This window comes from Pseudomonas sp. TMB3-21, assembly GCF_054898145.1.
The window spans coordinates 2,107,124-2,125,561 of the sequence record NZ_CM142718.1 but is presented as its reverse complement, the minus strand read 5'-3'; the positions used below and the strand labels follow the sequence as shown (position 1 = coordinate 2,125,561).

Genomic DNA, 18,438 nt, shown 5'->3' with positions numbered 1-18,438 from the left:
CGTCCTTGCCCGGAATAGTTAGCATGTTTTGGTTACTGGCGACTCTCGCCTACCTGCTCGGCTCGCTGTCCTTCGCCATTTTGCTCAGTCGCCTGACCGGTAATCCCGATCCGCGAATGGGTGGGTCGGGCAATGCCGGTGCCACCAACATGTTGCGTCTGGCCGGCAGAAAACTCGCCGTCCTGACCCTGCTTGGCGACATCTGCAAAGGCCTGCTGCCGGTATTGATCGCAGGATTTGCAGGACTTTCGCTGCAAGAACAGGCCTGGATCGGCGTTTTCGCCGTCATCGGCCACCTGTTCCCGTTGTACTTTCGCTTCCGCGGCGGCAAAGGTGTCGCCACTGCTGCCGGCATGTTGCTGGGCCTGTATCCGCCCGCTGCACTGTTGGCCGTCTGCGCCTGGTTACTGACGTTCTGGCTGACACGCACCAGCTCGCTCGCCGCCCTGATCGCCACACCGCTGACCCTGCCGTTGCTGGCCTGGCAGGAACCTGCGGCACTGCTGCCAATGAGCGCCCTCACCGGGCTGATCGTCTGGCGTCATCGCGGCAATCTACGCGACCTGTTTGCCGGGCGCGAACGGCATTTTTAATACCGCACGTGAGTGCCACTCATCTACAGCGCCGACAGTTGTTCCATGGGCCAGCGGGCCTGCACGCTGATCGCCAGACTTTCATGCTGCCCGGCCTGTAAACGCTGACAACCGGCAAAAGCGATCATCGCGCCGTTATCGGTGCAGAACTCCGGACGCGCATAAAAAACATCGCCGCGCAGGTCACCGAGCATTTTCTCCAGCGAAGTGCGCAGTGCCTTATTGGCGCTGACGCCCCCAGCGATCACCAGACGCTTCATGCCAGCCTGTTTCAGGGCTCGCTTGCACTTGATGGTCAAAGTCTCCACCACGGCCTGCTGGAACGCCAGCGAGATGTCGCAACGGGCTTGCTCACTGTCGTCCCCGGCGCTCACGCATTGTTGCCAGGTGTTCAAAGCAAAGGTTTTCAAGCCGCTGAAGCTGAAAGCCAAGCCAGGGCGATCGCACATCGGACGCGGAAAGACGAAACGTCCTTCAACGCCCTGCGCCGCCAGACGGGCAATTTCCGGCCCGCCGGGATAATTGAGCCCCATCATCTTCGCCGTCTTGTCGAATGCTTCACCGGCCGCGTCATCCAGGGTCTCCCCCAAAAGCGTGTATTGGCCAATCCCGTCGACTTGAACCAGCTGCGTATGACCACCCGAAACCAACAAAGCGACGAACGGGAATTCAGGCGGCTGCGACTCCAGCATCGGGGCCAGCAAATGCCCTTCCATATGATGCACGCCGAGCGCCGGAATGCCCCAGGCGAAGGCCAGCGCCTGCGCGCAGGAGGCCCCGACAAGCAGCGCACCTACAAGTCCCGGACCCGCCGTGTAGGCAATGGCGTCAATTTCGGTAGGGACGCAGCCAGCTTCGGCGAGCACCTGACGAATCAGGGGCAGCATGCGTTTGACGTGATCGCGCGAAGCCAGCTCCGGCACTACCCCGCCATAGGCGCGATGCAGGTCGATCTGGCTGAACAGCGCGTCGGCCAACAAGCCGCGTTCACTGTCGTACAATGCGACACCGGTTTCGTCGCAGGAAGTTTCTAAGCCCAGTACTAGCATGGGTTTGCGCCCTGTTTAGGCTGAATTCGAAGGCGCGCATAATAGTCGCCACAGGATGCGCCGACTAGCGGTTTTCGATCAGAGGCTTTGCATTCCGGTCAATGAGCGGTTAACATCCGCAACCCTTAAAAACCGACGTCTTCAAGTGCTCTTTTGCCGCGAGGATGTTGACCCCGGTAATGAATGAAGGTAGCTCTGGATGCCAGCCGTCAAAGTAAAAGAGAACGAACCCTTCGACGTAGCTCTGCGTCGTTTCAAGCGCTCCTGCGAAAAAGCCGGTGTACTGGCTGAAGTTCGTAGCCGCGAATTTTATGAGAAGCCAACTTCTGAGCGTAAGCGCAAAGCAGCAGCCGCTGTTAAGCGTCACGCCAAGAAAGTTCAGCGCGAACAGCGCCGCGCCGTTCGTCTGTACTAATACACAGCCGATCGTAGCAAGCTTCTGCCAAGCCCGGCCCTCAGCCGGGCTAATGGCATTTGCGGACAACGCTTGATGCTTCACCGTCAAAGCCGCACACGCGACCGAGACATACTGTTTTACAGCGTCAGACCTGGCTCTTTTGCCAGCGGTGCACGTCTTTTCTGACGAGCCTTCCAAGGCTACTGACGAGCACACCCACTGATTCCTCTTTACGACGATCAGCCCAAGGCACCTGCTTGCGTGCCCGCTTATGAGCTATCCGAGGCCAGCGACTGGCCGCAGCGGATTCGGCGACACACTTTCAAATAGTCGAGTACTGATTGGTATTAACGTCAGTGGATTTTCGGCAGATACACTTCCCGACAGCGATAACGCAGACGACACTGGTCGAGCCGCATTTTTTGCGCGCCTATAAAACCGACCCGCGTTCGGCCGCCGTTCGTTACGGGTCCTGACAGCGCAGATGACGAGAACGCCATGGCCGGGCTAATTCCCCAGAGCTTCATTGACGACCTTCTGAACCGCACCGACATCGTCGATGTGGTCAGCTCGCGCCTGCAAATGAAAAAAGCCGGCAAGAATTACACTGCCTGCTGCCCGTTCCACAAAGAGAAAACCCCCTCCTTCAGCGTCAGCCCGGACAAGCAGTTCTATTATTGCTTTGGCTGCGGCGCTGGTGGTAACGCCCTCGGCTTCATGATGGACCACGACAATCTGGACTTCATCCAGGCTGTCGAAGAACTGGCCAAAGCCGCCGGCATGGAAATCCCCCGCGAAGAAAGCGGCCGCCCGCATAAACCGCGGCAGCCCACCGATTCGCCGCTGTACCCTTTGCTCACTGCCGCGGCCGAATTTTACCGGCAAGCGCTGAAATCCCATCCGTCACGCAAAGCTGCCGTGGATTACCTGAAGGGCCGCGGCTTGACCGGCGAGATCGCCCGCGACTTCGGCCTCGGCTTCGCCCCGCCCGGCTGGGACAACCTGTTCAAGCATCTGAGCACCGACACCCTGCAGCAGAAAGCCATGGTCGATGCTGGCCTGTTGATCGAGAATGCCGAGACCGGCAAACGCTATGACCGCTTTCGCGATCGCGTGATGTTCCCGATCCGCGACAGCCGCGGGCGCATCATCGCGTTTGGCGGACGGGTACTGGGCGACGACAAACCGAAATACCTGAACTCACCGGAAACCCCGGTATTTCATAAAGGCCAGGAACTCTATGGCCTTTATGAGGCACGCAAGAACAATCGCAACCTCGACGAAATCATCGTCGTCGAAGGCTACATGGACGTAATCGCCCTGGCACAGCAGGGCCTGCGCAACGCCGTCGCGACATTGGGCACCGCCACCAGCGAAGAGCATTTGAAGCGACTGTTTCGCGTCGTGCCCAACGTGCTGTTTTGCTTTGATGGCGATCAGGCCGGCCGGAACGCTGCGTGGCGCGCGCTGGAAGCGACATTGCCCTGCCTGCAAGACGGGCGGCGGGCGCGGTTTCTGTTTCTACCCGAAGGCGAAGACCCGGATACCTTGGTCCGCTCCGAAGGCACCGACGCCTTCCGCGCCCGAATCAACCAGCACGCGCAGCCACTGGCCGACTATTTCTTCCAGCAGCTGACCGAAGAATCGGACCCGCGCTCGCTCGAGGGCAAGGCCCACATGGCCACCCTTGCAGCGCCGTTGATCGATAAGGTTCCGGGTGCGAACCTGCGGATTCTGATGCGCCAGCGCCTGACGGAGATCACCGGCCTGAGTGGCGATGCCGTCAGCCAGCTGGTGCAAAGCGCGCCCCAGGACGCACCGCCCGCCTACGATCCGGGCATCGATTACGACGCCATGCCGGACTACAGCGACTACCATCAGCCGCAGGCGCAGGACATGTACGCGCCGCAGCAGGAGTGGACGCCGAAGAAACCCGGTGCCGGCGGCAAGAAATGGGACAAGAAACCCTGGGACAAGAACGCCAAGCGCGGCGATCGCGACCAGCCCCGCGCACCTCGTACGCCGATAGCCGTGGAAGCCCCGACGCTGATCGCGTTGCGCACACTGATTCATCATCCCGACCTGGCTGGCAGAGTAGAAACCGCCAACCATTTCGCCAATGAAAGCAACACTTACGCTCAGTTACTGGTCGCCCTGATCGAGGCCGTGCAAAAAAATCCTAAGCTAAACTCAATTCAGCTGATGGCCCGGTGGCACGGGACCGAACAGGGACGTTTGCTCCGAGCTTTGGCGGAAAAGGAATGGCTGATTGATGGCGACAACCTTGAACAACAGTTTTTAGACACCATTACTAGGTTATCCGCGGCTCAAAACACAAACAGCCTGGAAGCATTAATCAGAAAAGCCAGGCAGCCTGGATTGACTGCAGAGGAAGCAAATCAGATCGCAAATCAGATGCGCGACCTATTAAAACGCAATATGGCTGTATCAAACCCGACCTCAACTGGCGCGTGAGGTCATAGCTCAGGTATAATCCTCGGCTTGTTTTTTGCCCGCCAAGACCTTCAGTGGATAGGGTGTTATGTCCGGAAAAGCGCAACAGCAGTCTCGTATCAAAGAGTTGATCACACTTGGTCGTGAGCAGGGTTACCTGACTTACGCGGAGGTCAACGACCACCTGCCGGAGGATATTTCAGATCCGGAACAGGTGGAAGACATCATCCGCATGATCAACGACATGGGGATCAACGTATTCGAGGTTGCGCCAGATAAGGATTCCCTTATGCTGGCCGACGCCGATACCGACGAAGCCGCGGCCGAAGAGGCAGCAGCAGCGTTGGCAGCGGTCGAAACCGACATTGGTCGCACTACCGACCCGGTGCGCATGTATATGCGCGAAATGGGTACGGTAGAGCTCCTCACACGTGAAGGCGAAATTGAAATCGCCAAGCGTATTGAAGAGGGCATCCGTGAAGTGATGGGCGCAATCGCGCACTTCCCTGGCACGGTTGACCATATTCTCTCCGAATACACTCGCGTCACCACCGAAGGTGGCCGCCTGTCCGACGTCCTGAGCGGTTATATCGACCCGGACGATGGCATCGCGCCGCCTGCTGCAGAAGTGCCGCCGCCAGTCGATCCGAAAGCCGTGAAAGCGGACGATGACACCGACGACGACGAAACTGCTACCGATGACGAAGAAGAAGTCGAAAGCGGACCCGATCCGGTCATCGCAGCACAGCGTTTTGGCGCTGTCTCCGACCAGATGGAAATCACCCGCAAGGCGCTGAAAAAGCATGGTCGTGGCAACAAGCTGGCAATCGCCGAGCTGTTGGCCCTGGCTGAGCTGTTCATGCCGATCAAGCTGGTGCCGAAGCAATTCGAAGGCCTGGTCGAGCGTGTCCGCAGTGCCCTGGATCGTCTGCGTCAGCAAGAGCGCGCGATCATGCAACTTTGCGTTCGTGATGCCCGCATGCCGCGTGCCGACTTCCTGCGCCAGTTCCCGGGCAACGAAGTAGACGTTACGTGGACTGATGCGCTGGCCAAAGGCAAAAGCAAATACGCTGAAGCCATTGGTCGCCTGCAGCCGGACATCATTCGTTGCCAGCAGAAGCTGACTGCGCTTGAAACCGAAACCGGTTTGACGATTGCAGAGATCAAGGACATCAACCGTCGCATGTCGATCGGCGAGGCCAAGGCCCGCCGCGCGAAGAAAGAGATGGTTGAAGCCAACTTGCGTCTGGTGATCTCGATCGCCAAGAAGTACACCAACCGTGGTTTGCAATTCCTCGATCTGATTCAGGAAGGCAACATCGGTTTGATGAAAGCGGTAGACAAGTTTGAATACCGCCGCGGCTACAAATTCTCGACTTATGCCACCTGGTGGATCCGTCAGGCGATCACTCGCTCGATCGCCGACCAGGCCCGCACCATCCGTATTCCGGTGCACATGATCGAGACGATCAACAAGCTCAACCGTATTTCCCGGCAGATGTTGCAGGAGATGGGTCGCGAACCGACCCCGGAAGAGCTGGGCGAACGCATGGAAATGCCTGAGGACAAAATCCGCAAGGTGTTGAAGATCGCTAAAGAGCCGATCTCCATGGAAACCCCGATCGGTGATGACGAAGACTCCCATCTGGGTGACTTCATCGAAGACTCGACCATGCAGTCGCCAATCGATGTCGCCACTGTTGAGAGCCTTAAAGAAGCGACTCGCGAAGTGCTGTCCGGCCTCACTGCCCGTGAAGCCAAGGTACTGCGCATGCGTTTCGGTATCGACATGAATACCGACCACACCCTTGAGGAGGTTGGTAAGCAGTTCGACGTTACCCGTGAGCGGATTCGTCAGATCGAAGCCAAGGCGCTGCGCAAGCTGCGCCACCCGACGAGAAGCGAGCATCTGCGCTCCTTCCTCGACGAGTGATCAAAAAACCCCCGGCCCAAACCGGGGGTTTTGCTTTTCAAAGATTAAATGCCCCCTCGCTCCACCCCCTCCTGATTGCCCGTCTACACTCGAAGCATTCCCCCGCGCCGTAACGAGACCGTTATGCCCAGAGTGCCGACCGTGCTTGTTTTGCTGTCGATGATGACCTGGACCGCAACGGCTGACGCACTGACCCTGACGGACGAAGAACGTCGCTGGCTGGCAGCTCACCCGGATTTGCGACTGGGTGTTGACGCATCCTGGCCACCTTTCGAATTTCGCGATGAACAGGGTCTTTACCAAGGCCTCGCGGCGGATTACATCAACCAGATTCGTCAGCGCTTGGCCGTCAAGCTCACACCTATCGAGCCGGTTAGCTGGACTGTCGTGTTGCAACAAGCCAAAGAGGGCAAAATCGACCTGTTGCCCGGCGTCATGTCGACGCCCGAACGCCAGAATTTCTTGTCGTTTACACGGCCTTATCTGGATTTTCCGATCGTCATTCTTGCCCACGTTGGCGGTCCGCAGCCGCGCAAACTGGAGGATCTGTACGGTCTGAAAATTGCCGTTGTTAACAATTACGCGCCCCACGAACTGCTACGAACGCATCACCCCGACCTGAATCTGGTAGCCATGCCCAACGTCAGCTCGGCTTTGCAGGCGTTGGCCACCGACGAAGTGGACGCAGTGGTCGGCGATCTCGCCTCCAGCGTCTGGAGTCTGCGCCAGCTAAAGCTCGACGGGTTGTACGTCAGCGGCGAAACACCGTATCGCTATCAACTGGCAATGGGTGTCCCTCGGAAGAACAAGATACTGGTCGGCATTCTGGACAAAGTGCTGGCAGACATGACACCCGCTGAAATCAGCGCCATTCAGGAACACTGGGTTGGTAACGTACTTGATCATCGGAGGTTCTGGTCGGACTTGCTTGTCTACGGAGTACCGGGGCTGCTCATACTGATCACGATGCTGGCAGTAGTTATTCGTATCAACCGCCGGTTGTCCTCGGAAATCGCTCGGCGCGTGGATCTGGAGCAAGAACTTCGCAGCAGCGAATATCACTATCGCGGATTGGTGGAGAGTCTTTCCGCGATTGCCTGGGAAGCGCGAATCACCGACTTCACCTACAGCTATGTGTCGCCGCACGCAGAACAACTGCTGGGCTACCCGCTGTCTCACTGGCTGATTCCCGGCTTCTGGCGCAACATCATTCACCCTGCTGACCTCACCCGCGCGCAGAGTTTCTGTGATCGCGAGGTATTGGCCGGTCGCGACCATTCGCTCGATTACCGGGTGATCACTGCGGATGGCCGTTGCCTGTGGGTGCGTGACATCGTCAGCCTGATCGAGCATGGGCATGAACCGGTGATGCGCGGGCTGATGATCGACATCAGCGAAGCCAAACGCACGGAAGAGGCATTGCGGCTATCCGAGCAGAAATTTGCCTCGGTCTTCCAGCAGTGCCCGGACATCCTGGTGATTGCGCGGCTCTGCGACGGTTGCCTGATGGAGGTCAACGAAGCGTTCGAAGAGCAGATCGGCCTCAGTGCCGGGGTAGTCGTCGGCCACACCGCCACCGATCTCAATATCTGGGGCGTACCCGGCGTCGGGCCGGGCCTGCTTCAACGCTTGCAGGCCGGCAGTATTCGCAATCTGGAGATGCCCTTTCGCCGCAACAACGGCCAGTTGTTCACCGGCCTGATCTCCGCCGAACCGTTCGACCTCGACACGACACCAGCGCTGGTCGTGGTGGTGCGAGACATCAGCCAGCTCAAGGAAACCCAGCAGCAACTGCAAACCTCCGAGGAAAAATTCGCCAAGGCTTTCCACGCCTCGCCCGACGGTTTGCTGCTGTCACGGCAGAGCGACGGTTTACTGCTGGAAGTGAATGAAGGGTTCAGCCGCCTCACCGGCTTCAACAGCGCCATGTCGGTGGATCGCTCGGCGCTGGAATTGGGGATCTGGGTCAACCTCAACGAACGCAAGCAGATGCTCGACCTGCTGCATCGGGACGGCTTCGTTCGCGACTTCACCTGCCACATTCGCCGCAGCGACGGGCAGATTCGTCTCTGCGAGGTATCCAGTCGTCCGCTGCCGATTGGCGACGACGACTGCATGCTGACCATCGCACGGGACATCACCGAACGACACTTGATGCAGGAAAAACTGCAACAAGCCGCGACCGTATTCGAGAGCACTGCCGAGGGCGTCCTCATCACCGATACTCAGCAGCACATCAGCGCGGTCAACCGTGCCTTCACGGAGATCACTGGCTACAGCGAATGCGAGGCGCTTGGGCACACGCCCCGCCTGCTCGCTTCAGGTTTGCATGACAGTGCTTTCTACGCAGCCATGTGGCATCAGCTGACGGCCGAAGGTCACTGGCAGGGTGAAATTTCCAACCGGCGCAAGAACGGCGAACTCTATCCGAGCTGGCTGACCATCAGCGCGGTGCGCAATCGAGACAAATTCATTACCCATTTTGTCGCGGTGTTTGCAGACATTTCCAGCCTCAAGCACGCGCAGGCCAAACTCGATTACCAGGCGCATCACGACCCGCTGACGGGGCTGCCAAACCGCACCCTGTTCGAGAGCCGACTGCAGACCGCTCTGACCCATCAGCAGGAAAACGGTGGCCAAGGCGCGGTGCTGTTCCTCGACCTGGATCGCTTCAAACACATCAACGATAGCCTCGGCCATCCGGTCGGCGATCTGCTGCTCAAAGGCATCGCGGTGCGCCTGAAGGACCAGTTGCGCGATATCGATACAGTCGCGCGATTGGGCGGCGATGAGTTCATCATTCTGCTGCCCGGCTTGCAGCAACCCAGCGATGCTGACCACATCGCGACCAAATTGCTCAACTGCTTCTGCGCGCCCTTCCAGGCCGGCGAGCATGAGTTTTTCATCAGCGCCAGCATCGGCACCAGTCTGTATCCCAAGGACGGCTGTGATGTCGCCACGCTGGTCAAGAACGCCGACGCGGCGATGTATCGCTCCAAAGCCAAAGGTCGCAACCGTGTCGAGAGCTACACGCGCGATCTCACGGCCCAGGCCAGCGAACGCGTGGCGCTGGAACATGAACTGCGACGGGCCATCGAGCGCAATGAATTGCTGTTGCACTATCAGCCAAAAATAAGCCTGGCCGACCACCGTCTGGTGGGTGCAGAGGCCTTGGTCCGCTGGCGGCATCCGACCCTCGGTGATGTACCGCCCGAGCACTTCATCCACCTGGCCGAAGAAAACGGCATGATTCTGCAGATCGGCGACTGGGTTCTCGAGACCGCTTGCCGGCAAATGTTCGAATGGAATTTACGCTACGAAAGCCTTGGGCCGCTGTCGGTCAACCTCGCTGGCGCGCAGTTACGTCAGCCAAACCTGCTGGGGCGAATCGAACAACTGCTCAAGGACAACGGCCTTCAACCTGATTTGTTGCAACTGGAAATTACTGAAAATTTCATCATGAGCCAGGCCGAGGAAGCGCTGACGGTGCTGCATCAGCTCAAACACCTGGGCGTGCAATTGGCAATCGACGACTTCGGCACAGGGTATTCGTCCCTGAGTTATCTCAAACGCCTGCCGCTGGACATCCTCAAGATAGATCAGTCTTTCGTCCGCGGGTTGCCGGACGATCCCCACGATGCGGCGATCGTTCGCGCGATTATTGCGCTGGGCCGAAGCATGCAATTCACGGTGATCGCCGAGGGCGTCGAGACCCAGGCGCAGCAACAATTCCTCGCGGCACAGGGCTGTGAACAGATTCAGGGCTACATCGTCAGCGTGCCCTTGCCCGCCGAAGAATTCGCTGCGACGTTTCTTCGTACAAAGGTAATGGATTTTTCGGATAGCACAGCCGAGAAACCGTCGCTATAATCCGCGGCCTACTGAGGGCCTATAGCTCAGTTGGTTAGAGCAGAGGACTCATAATCCTTTGGTCCACGGTTCGAGTCCGTGTGGGCCCACCAAACAAGAAAGCCGCGCTAGATGCGCGGCTTTTTCGTGTCTGAAGAATGCTTCAGCCAAGCGCTCAGTTCGCGAAATTCTCGATCCTGACCTGCCCTTCGGGAAAGGTGGCAATGATCTCCAGTTCACCGCCCATAGCGCGGATGTAGTTTCGCAACGTGCTGATATACATGTCCGTGCGCCGCTCCATTCTGGAGATGGCTGCCTGGTTGACGTGCAACGTCTTCGCCAGCGTTTCCTGGCTCAACTCCTGCGCCTTACGCAGCTCATGCAGAGGCATTTCCGTCAAATGCTGCTGCAGTAACTGCCCTGCCTCGGCGCGAGACTCTGGAGTCATACGAGATTGAAGCTCTGCAAATTTTTTAGCCATCATTACGGCCCTCTTTAAGCAATAAAGCTAAATGCTCGTCATACAATTCTTCCGCAATCGGGACCTGTATCGCTGCTATGCGGATATCCCAGTCCCGGTCCGAACATTCCCAGCAAATCGACGCTGGCCGATACGGAGGCCTGCTCCTTCGCACTCAATTTCGTCCACCAATGACCAAATTCATCCGTGTATTCGATCTCCCAGCCCATGCAATATGTCACCCAAGGAATATGATCTCAAGGGAATACTCTAGGTCAGCAGAACTGTGCGCACACGTTGATCCTTCGATGAAAATGTTAGCGTCAATTTCTGATTGGGCATTTGACCCATCTAACAACGAAGCCGGGTAGCATTCATTGGAGCCAAGACATAATGGGTACAACGATGAGGCGGAGCAACGACGCCTAACCACAAAATTCAGGTGTCATCGTTTTGAAATGACATGATGCCAATTTGATGCCACCCTGAAAAATTAGAAGCCGCGTGATCCGTCGATCGTTCTCCTCACTAAGCTTCTTGCAATCACTGCTCATGACTCTGTGCGCGGCGACACTGATATTTCTCTGGACGTTGTACTTCCAGCAGAAAGCCGCCTCCGCCAACGAAGCCCTCTCCGCAAAATCCGCAGAACATCTCAACCTGGCCACCATTGCGGCGGAAAATCTTCGTCAACTAGTCGACCGCGCCCAAGCGATCGGCAGAGTGACACGCACCGACATTGAAGATCTGGGTCAACGTCGCGACGGGTTGGTAAGAATGCTTGCTGAAGACCCTGTGCTCAAACGCATGAGCATCTACGACAGCGAGGGGATGTTGATTTCGGCGAGCCATTCAGATGAATCCCGGCAGTTGCCGGCAGGCTGGCTAACCCAACTGAAACGGCATGCCGAGTCCTACGGTTTCAAAGCTGTGCTCCCGGTATCCCCACAGCCGCGCAATAAAACCCTGGTGCCAAACTGGCGCATTCCATTCCTGCTTCCACTTATCGACTCATCCACAGGGAAGATGAACAGCATTCTTGTCGTGCAGCTGGACGTGGGATATCTCGCAGCACTTTTTGAACATATCGATCTGGGACAAAGCGGCATCCTGCGCTTGCTCGACAGCGAAGGTCAGGAACGCCTACGCATTAACAGCAGTGGCGTTGTTGCTTCTGAACTTCAGATGAGACCTGCTCTGCCGCTTAGTGGAGATGTTACTGGCAAGCTCACACAATTTGCGGGCGATACCACGCACCAAAGCATGTATCGGCGGGTTCCTCAGAGAGGTTTTAGCGTGGTGGTCAGCCAAGCGGAAGAGGAAATTCTTGCGGCCTCCAAGCTCACCTATCGGCGACAGCTGTGGCTGAACCTGTGCATGACACTTCTGCTTTTGGGCAGCTTGTTTTGGACGCTGCGGGTGCTGGGAAAACGCCAGGAAGCGTTTAATGCATTAGAGGAGGCTCAGCGATTTAATCAGCAGCTAATCGAAAAACTGGAGGAAGAACATCGGCGAAGTAGTCACGCTGCCGCTACGGACCATTTGAGTGGGCTTCACAATCGCCGGCAATTTCTAGAGGTCGCGAATAGCACTCTCACCCGCCAGCGCGCCAATCGCCGGCTTGCTGCCATTCTATTCATCGACATGGATCGTTTTAAATCGATCAATGACTCCTTGGGCCACAAAGTTGGTGACTTGCTTTTGCAGGCTGTTGCCGGTCGCATAAGTCGGATGCTGGAGCCCGATGATGAAGCAGCCCGGTTTGGCGGCGACGAATTTGTCGTCCTGCTTGCAGGAGAACGCAGTGAAGAACAGATCGATATCTGGACCAAGGGTCTGGTGGCGAAGTTGTCAGCGATCTATTCACTTAACGAACATGAGTTGACCACTAGCCCTAGCGTCGGCGTCAGCATTTGTCCTCGTGATGGGCAGGAGATCGATGGTTTGATTCGCAGTGCTGATGCGGCGATGTACTCCGCCAAACGCGCCGGCCGTGGGCAGTACCGCTTTTTCGACCCGTCACTCAATGTAGCGGACGTAGAAGAATTCAGTTTGGAGCAGGCGTTCAGCGCGGCACTGAATGAGCGACAGTTTATCCTTCACTATCAGCCAAAAATTCGTTTGGACTCATTGCTCGTTGTTGGGTACGAAGCGCTAGTCAGGTGGGAACATCCTGAGTTCGGACTGCTCTTTCCAGACCGCTTCATTTCGTTGGCAGAGCGCAGCGGATTTATTGTCGAGCTCGGCTGGGAAGTGTTGCGCCTGGCATGCGAAAACCTGGCGCTTTGGCAGTCGCAAGGACGACAGGTTCGAATAGCCATCAATGTGTCTGCCATACAACTGCGGCAGTCAGATTTCAGTACTCGGGTGCTCGACGAGTTGTCGCGCTTCGACATTGAGCCGGGCTGTCTGGAACTGGAAATCACAGAGACCACGCTATTGGATGTCGAAGGCCAGGCCATCGAACACCTTCATCGCCTGCGCCGAGCAGGCATGAACGTGAGTCTTGATGACTTTGGAAAGGGTTACGCAGGCTTTGCCCACCTGCAATCGCTACCCCTCACCACATTAAAGATCGATCGTTCGCTGATTGCCCCACTGTCCAACAGCCCCGATGACAGTCCTATCGTGACCTCGACCATCATCCTGGCCAAACGCTTGGGTCTTGAGGTTGTGGCCGAAGGTGTGGAGACCCGGCAGCAAGTCGTATGCCTAAAGCTCGCGGGCTGTGATATCGCCCAGGGTTATCACTTCAGCCGTCCCCTTTCCGTGCAACAACTCAACGAATACGCCCCCTTTATGAATTTGGTGGAAAACACATGCGTGTAAGGAAGTTGTTGGCCGTTGCTCTGGCGGTGTTGTTTCTCAGCACCACAGCGCATGCCCAGTGCACTCAACAAAGCTTGCGCCTGGCAGTCATTCCGAAGAAAAGTATGGACGAGCTACTGCGTGAACATCAGCCACTGATCGAGTTACTCAGTACAGCGTTAAGAATGCCGGTGGAAATCGTCCCCTCCTCCTCTTACGAAAGCGTTGTCGATGCCATCGTTTCCGGAGGCGTAGATATTGCCTGGCTGGGACCTGCTTCCTACGTCTTGGCGTACCAACGTGATCCGCGTATCGAGCCGTTCGCGAGCCTTACAATCAGCCACGGATACTTCACCTCAGCAGGCCATCATTACCAGGCGCTGCTGCTAGCGCGAAGCGATGGCGCCGTTGATATCGAAACCCTTCGTCAGAAGCGCGTCGCGCTGAGCGATCCAGCCAGCACATCCGGTGGTGTTGTACCCATGGCTGAGTTCTCGGAAAAGATTAATCAGCCGCTTACGGAATTCTTTAGCTCGGTTGTTTATTCCGGATCCCATGACAAATCATTGGACGCGTTGTTGGATCGTAAGGTGGACGCCGCCTTTGTTTCAAGTGTGCAAGCGGACGCCTATCTGAACAACGGGCGCATCCAGCAAGGCACCTTGCAAGTGCTCTGGCGTTCACAGCCAATCTATTATGATCCCTTCGTATTCAGTGGCACGGTGTGCTCCGGGCTGAAGCAGCAAATCCGAAATGCCATGTTGAACAACCCAGAGAAATTAGCCTCCTTCTTCGACTCGCAACATGCGTCCGGTATCGTGCCGGTCGGCTACGCGGAGTATTCCTCACTGGTGCGGATGATGCAGTCAGCGAGTGGGTCATTGTGACGTTGGGGATGCCATGCGCACTTTGGACACGGATTACCTCACCGAAGATTGATGCCTATACGGTCTGTTTGCGCCTTACGTTTAGTTTCGTTTACTTAAGGTGCCGAAATATCGGATGACGCCTGCGGACCTTGTAGGCAAACTCCGAATCTCGTGGCTGGGCACTTTGCCGCCTTGTGGCGCTTTTCTTTGACGGGATACTCTCCAGAGATCGCTGACGATTCAGCGATTGGGCTTGGAAACCCGTCGAAATTAGCTGCACCAGCACCCTCCGTGATTTGAGCGATATTCGTTTGCTCATAAGTTATGGCGGCTGTGCGCGGGACGTCCTCGGGCGTGCCGGTTTCCTAATTTTCCGGTTTTCCAACCCGTGCACAGCTGTCACCCATTCGCTTGGAAACGAATCTGACAGCACTCTTCAAATTAGGAGCTAGACGATGACCACCACAAATCCGCCCGAATCGTTAAAAACCATCGGCCTCACCCCTTTCCTGTACTGCTCGGACCAGCCGCTTTTTCGCGTCAACCGCGGCGTGCCCCTCGCTGAAGCATTGGCTCAGGCATCTAACTTCCTGTTTCTCGCCAAGGCATTTGCTGTAGACGCGGCTTACGCTACAGACACGGATCGCCACGCCTTGGCCTCACACTATCTAATGTCGATGAGTAAAGCCGTCATCGACGATGTCGCGAAAGTGCTCGACCGCAGACCGGATCAACCAAGCTAAACGCTTATAAATCGCTGAGCCCACCTTGGCGTTGATCGCCAAGTGTGGCTCAGTCGCGCAAAGCAAAGCCAGGTCGCCAGCGACTACGCATCGTGCGAACCCGCCAGCAACGGAATCGCCCGCACCAGCCCCAGGCCCTCAAGTGCTTCCCGCGTCATCACAACTTCGTACGTATCCGCCGCCCTGCCCCATTGCTCCACCAGCGTCATGCCCTCTACCAGCCTGCTTGCCAACTCGAGGATCGTCTCAGCCAGTCTGTCGACGATATTCTGCGCACGCAGCCAGAGGGAATCATTGATCGCCTTGAGCTCCGCCGTCAGCAGCCGGGACGATGCAGGATCCGTGTCGGGATGTTCGATATTGCGCAGCAGATGCAGGAGCTCTCTGATTTTTGCGTAGTCCTTTTCCGCGCCAAATTCTCCTCGCAGGAAGGCGAGCGCTTGCGCCTTGTCGACGCGTTTGCCCGTCGCGCTTCTGGCGGAAAGCGTTTGTCCCATTACACCGGCGAACAGGACCATCACTCGCGCCTCCAAATACGCCTTCATGTCCTCAATCGACACGATGGGTCGCGCGACGGTGACGGCCGCGCCGCCACGGTGCCTCAGGTCCATGGTAACTGTCAGGCTCACGCCGCCCGTTTCAAACCCCAATCCGCGAGCCACCACGTAGTGCGCCATTTCGTGATTGGCGATCTGCACTGCGCGATCCCGCACAGCGGATGGCATCTTGTTGGTCATATCCATCGCCTCACGTAGCAGCCTTGGTCCCTGATGACTTATGGCTAATTGTCGCAGGTAAGAATGGCATGAACGGTCATAAGGCTAGACCAACGACCGCGACCCGGAATGTCCCTGTAACATGCTGAACCATTGATAAGTGCCGCTGGAGCCACCCTTGCCTGACTTGCGCCCGCCCGTCCTCGACGAAATCGATCGTCAACTGATCGCCGCCCTGCAAATCAACGCCCGCGAGAGTGTGGCCATGCTTGCGCGGCAATTGGGCATCGCCCGCACCACCGTCACGTCGCGACTTGCCCGACTGGAAAAGTCCAGGGTCATCACCGGTTACGGCGTGCGTTTGGGCCAGCGAGTGGTGGATGGCGGGTTGCAAGCGTATGTCGGGATCACGGTTCAGCCGCGCTCGGGCAAGGAAGTATTACGGCGATTAAGCGCCATGGCGCAGGTTCAGCAGTTGTGTGCTGTAAGTGGCGAATTTGATTATGTGGCGTGGCTGCGAACGGATTCGCCGGAGCAGCTGGATCAACTGCTGGACCAGATCGGCAGCGTGGATGGGGTGGAGAAAACCACGACTTCGATCATTTTGAGCAGCAAGATTGATCGGGGGCAGCCAGTTTGAACACGGTCTTCTGTGGGAGTCTCAGTCGGCATCACCGTCGATTCGATCACGCATTCGCGAGCAAGCCCGCTCCCACATTTTGATCATTGTGCAGTCTGCGATCGTCACTTCTTTTGCTTATTGAGCAAAACGACGACACATTGCGTCTTATTAACGTGCGCTGCGCTATCTAAAATGGCTGCCATCTTTTCCTATACTCAGACGCGTACTCCGCGTCCGGTCGCCAGCAAGGTCAGCCATGAACAAGAACAATCGCCATCCTGCAGACGGTAAAAAGCCAGTCACCGTTTTTGGCCCGGACTTCCCGTTCGCTTTCGACACCTGGATTGAGCACCCCGCCGGCATCGGCAGCATTCCGGCCCACCACCACGGCGCTGAAGTGGCAATCGTCGGCGCGGGCATCGCCGGTTTGGTGGCCGCTTATGAACTGATGAAGATTGGCCTCAAGCCCGTCGTCTATGAAGCTTCCAAGATGGGCGGCCGCTTGCGTTCCCAGGCATTCAATGGCGCCGAAGGCATCATTGCCGAACTCGGCGGCATGCGTTTTCCGGTCTCATCCACCGCGTTCTATCATTACGTCGATAAACTCGGTCTTGAGACCAAGCCTTTCCCGAACCCGCTGACTCCGGCTTCCGGCAGCACCGTGATCGACATCGAAGGCAAGACTCATTACGCACAAAAGCTGGCGGATCTTCCTGCTCTGTTCCAGGAAGTGGCCGACGCCTGGGCGGATGCACTTGAGGCCGGTTCGCAATTCTCCGATATCCAGCAAGCGATCCGCGACCGCGACGTTCCACGCCTCAAGGAATTGTGGAACACCCTGGTTCCGCTGTGGGATGACCGCACGTTCTACGATTTTGTCGCCACCTCCAAAGCCTTCGCCAAGCTCTCGTTCCATCACCGTGAAGTGTTTGGTCAGGTCGGTTTTGGCACCGGCGGCTGGGATTCGGACTTCCCTAACTCAATGCTGGAAATCTTCCGCGTGGTCATGACCAACTGCGATGATCACCAGCACCTGGTGGTCGGCGGCGTTGAGCAAGTGCCGCTGGGCATCTGGCGTCACGTCCCGGAACGCTGCGTGCATTGGCCAGAAGGCACCAGCCTGAGCTCGCTGCATCGCGGCGCGCCGCGTTCCGGGGTGAAAAAAATCGCCCATGCACCAGACGGTCGCTTCACGATTACCGATAATTATGGCGACACCCGCGAGTACGCAGCCGTCCTGACCACCTGCCAGAGCTGGCTGCTGACCACCCAGATCGAATGCGACGAAAGCCTGTTCTCGCAAAAGATGTGGATGGCCCTCGACCGCACGCGTTACATGCAGTCGTCGAAAACTTTCGTGATGGTCGACCGGCCATTCTGGAAAGACAAGGATCCGGAAACCGGCCGCGATTTGATGAGCATGACCCTCACTGACCGCCTGACCCGCGGCACCTACCTGTTCGACAACGGCGACAACAAACCGGGAGTGATTTGCCTGTCGTATTCGTGGATGAGCGATGCGCTGAAGATGCTTCCGCACCCGGTGGAAAAACGCGTGAAACTGGCACTGGACGCACTGAAAAAAATCTACCCGAAAGTCGACATCGCCGCACGGATCATTGGCGATCCGATCACCGTGTCATGGGAAGCCGACCCGCACTTCCTCGGCGCATTCAAAGGCGCCCTGCCCGGCCACTACCGCTACAACCAACGCATGTATGCTCACTTCATGCAGGACGACATGCCGGCCGAACAGCGCGGGATTTTCATCGCTGGCGACGACGTTTCATGGACACCGGCGTGGGTGGAAGGCGCGGTCCAGACTTCGCTCAATGCGGTGTGGGGGATCATGAAACACTTCGGCGGTGAAACTCACGCCGAGAACCCGGGTCCAGGAGATATGTTCAACGAGATCGGCCCGATCGCCCTGCCCGAGTAAGAGGAA

Annotated in this window: 13 protein-coding genes and 1 tRNA gene; 11 read left to right on the top strand and 3 right to left on the bottom strand. The window is 57.3% G+C overall.

What is annotated here, in order from left to right; translation table 11 throughout:
- Positions 1 to 23: 23 nt before the first annotated feature.
- Positions 24 to 593: a glycerol-3-phosphate 1-O-acyltransferase PlsY gene (gene plsY, locus ACYZTS_RS09770; RefSeq protein WP_461995604.1), complete on the top strand. Its 570-nt coding sequence runs from the start codon at positions 24 to 26 to the stop codon at positions 591 to 593.
- A gap of 23 nt (positions 594 to 616) precedes the next feature.
- Here the strand turns inward: plsY and tsaD are convergent, their stop codons facing one another.
- Positions 617 to 1,642, bottom strand: coding sequence for a tRNA (adenosine(37)-N6)-threonylcarbamoyltransferase complex transferase subunit TsaD (tsaD, locus tag ACYZTS_RS09765; protein WP_028621516.1), 1,026 nt, complete (start codon positions 1,640 to 1,642; stop codon positions 617 to 619).
- Between the two features lie 199 nt (positions 1,643 to 1,841).
- Between tsaD and rpsU the strand changes: the two genes are divergently transcribed.
- From rpsU to ACYZTS_RS09740, 5 genes are all read left to right on the top strand, one after another.
- Entirely contained in the window at positions 1,842 to 2,057 is a 216-nt protein-coding gene (gene rpsU / locus ACYZTS_RS09760; RefSeq protein ID WP_002551877.1) for a 30S ribosomal protein S21, read from the top strand.
- A gap of 480 nt (positions 2,058 to 2,537) precedes the next feature.
- Entirely contained in the window at positions 2,538 to 4,514 is a 1,977-nt protein-coding gene (gene dnaG, locus ACYZTS_RS09755) for a DNA primase (RefSeq protein WP_461995602.1), read from the top strand.
- Between the two features lie 67 nt (positions 4,515 to 4,581).
- Entirely contained in the window at positions 4,582 to 6,426 is a 1,845-nt protein-coding gene (rpoD, locus tag ACYZTS_RS09750; RefSeq protein ID WP_028621518.1) for an RNA polymerase sigma factor RpoD, read from the top strand.
- A gap of 123 nt (positions 6,427 to 6,549) precedes the next feature.
- Complete coding sequence (locus ACYZTS_RS09745; protein ID WP_461995600.1) at positions 6,550 to 10,296, top strand: bifunctional diguanylate cyclase/phosphodiesterase; 3,747 nt, start codon at positions 6,550 to 6,552, stop codon at positions 10,294 to 10,296.
- A 15-nt stretch (positions 10,297 to 10,311) separates the two neighbouring features.
- Positions 10,312 to 10,388, top strand: a tRNA-Ile gene (locus tag ACYZTS_RS09740).
- A gap of 62 nt (positions 10,389 to 10,450) precedes the next feature.
- Here the strand turns inward: ACYZTS_RS09740 and ACYZTS_RS09735 are convergent.
- Positions 10,451 to 10,756 (bottom strand): helix-turn-helix domain-containing protein, encoded by a 306-nt coding sequence (locus ACYZTS_RS09735; protein WP_028621520.1) that lies wholly within the window; start codon positions 10,754 to 10,756, stop codon positions 10,451 to 10,453.
- Positions 10,757 to 11,239: 483 nt separating this feature from the next.
- Between ACYZTS_RS09735 and ACYZTS_RS09730 the strand changes: the two genes are divergently transcribed.
- The 3 genes from ACYZTS_RS09730 to ACYZTS_RS09720 all read left to right on the top strand — a co-directional run bounded on the left by ACYZTS_RS09730 (position 11,240) and on the right by ACYZTS_RS09720 (position 15,155).
- Positions 11,240 to 13,564: a bifunctional diguanylate cyclase/phosphodiesterase gene (locus tag ACYZTS_RS09730; RefSeq protein WP_461995598.1), complete on the top strand. Its 2,325-nt coding sequence runs from the start codon at positions 11,240 to 11,242 to the stop codon at positions 13,562 to 13,564.
- 8 nt (positions 13,565 to 13,572) lie between these two features.
- The gene (locus tag ACYZTS_RS09725; RefSeq protein ID WP_461995596.1) at positions 13,573 to 14,430 is read left to right on the top strand and encodes a phosphate/phosphite/phosphonate ABC transporter substrate-binding protein; all 858 of its coding nucleotides are present in this window, start codon (positions 13,573 to 13,575) and stop codon (positions 14,428 to 14,430) included.
- A 437-nt stretch (positions 14,431 to 14,867) separates the two neighbouring features.
- Positions 14,868 to 15,155 carry a DUF3077 domain-containing protein gene (locus ACYZTS_RS09720; protein WP_461995594.1) on the top strand — a complete coding sequence of 96 codons (288 nt, stop codon included), beginning with the start codon at positions 14,868 to 14,870 and terminating at the stop codon, positions 15,153 to 15,155.
- Positions 15,156 to 15,238: 83 nt separating this feature from the next.
- On the opposite strand, the gene ACYZTS_RS09715 is transcribed toward ACYZTS_RS09720, so the two are convergent.
- Positions 15,239 to 15,892, bottom strand: a complete 654-nt coding sequence (locus ACYZTS_RS09715) for a peptidase M41 (protein WP_461995593.1) — start codon at positions 15,890 to 15,892, stop codon at positions 15,239 to 15,241.
- A 157-nt stretch (positions 15,893 to 16,049) separates the two neighbouring features.
- Between ACYZTS_RS09715 and ACYZTS_RS09710 the strand changes: the two genes are divergently transcribed.
- Positions 16,050 to 16,511: an Lrp/AsnC family transcriptional regulator gene (locus ACYZTS_RS09710; RefSeq protein WP_028621524.1), complete on the top strand. Its 462-nt coding sequence runs from the start codon at positions 16,050 to 16,052 to the stop codon at positions 16,509 to 16,511.
- 238 nt (positions 16,512 to 16,749) lie between these two features.
- A complete protein-coding gene (locus ACYZTS_RS09705) occupies positions 16,750 to 18,432 on the top strand; it encodes a flavin monoamine oxidase family protein (protein WP_028621525.1) in 1,683 nt (560 codons plus the stop codon).
- Positions 18,433 to 18,438: the final 6 nt, after the last annotated feature.

What these genes read in the sequence shown, in the direction of transcription:
- plsY (WP_461995604.1), top strand. Translation starts at nt 24, where the DNA reads ATGTTTTGGTTACTGGCGACTCTCGCCTACCTGCTCGGCTCGCTGTCC.
- tsaD (WP_028621516.1), bottom strand. Translation starts at nt 1,642, where the DNA reads ATGCTAGTACTGGGCTTAGAAACTTCCTGCGACGAAACCGGTGTCGCA.
- rpsU (WP_002551877.1), top strand. Translation starts at nt 1,842, where the DNA reads ATGCCAGCCGTCAAAGTAAAAGAGAACGAACCCTTCGACGTAGCTCTG.
- dnaG (WP_461995602.1), top strand. Translation starts at nt 2,538, where the DNA reads ATGGCCGGGCTAATTCCCCAGAGCTTCATTGACGACCTTCTGAACCGC.
- rpoD (WP_028621518.1), top strand. Translation starts at nt 4,582, where the DNA reads ATGTCCGGAAAAGCGCAACAGCAGTCTCGTATCAAAGAGTTGATCACA.
- ACYZTS_RS09745 (WP_461995600.1), top strand. Translation starts at nt 6,550, where the DNA reads ATGCCCAGAGTGCCGACCGTGCTTGTTTTGCTGTCGATGATGACCTGG.
- ACYZTS_RS09735 (WP_028621520.1), bottom strand. Translation starts at nt 10,756, where the DNA reads ATGGCTAAAAAATTTGCAGAGCTTCAATCTCGTATGACTCCAGAGTCT.
- ACYZTS_RS09720 (WP_461995594.1), top strand. Translation starts at nt 14,868, where the DNA reads ATGACCACCACAAATCCGCCCGAATCGTTAAAAACCATCGGCCTCACC.
- ACYZTS_RS09715 (WP_461995593.1), bottom strand. Translation starts at nt 15,892, where the DNA reads ATGACCAACAAGATGCCATCCGCTGTGCGGGATCGCGCAGTGCAGATC.
- ACYZTS_RS09705 (WP_028621525.1), top strand. Translation starts at nt 16,750, where the DNA reads ATGAACAAGAACAATCGCCATCCTGCAGACGGTAAAAAGCCAGTCACC.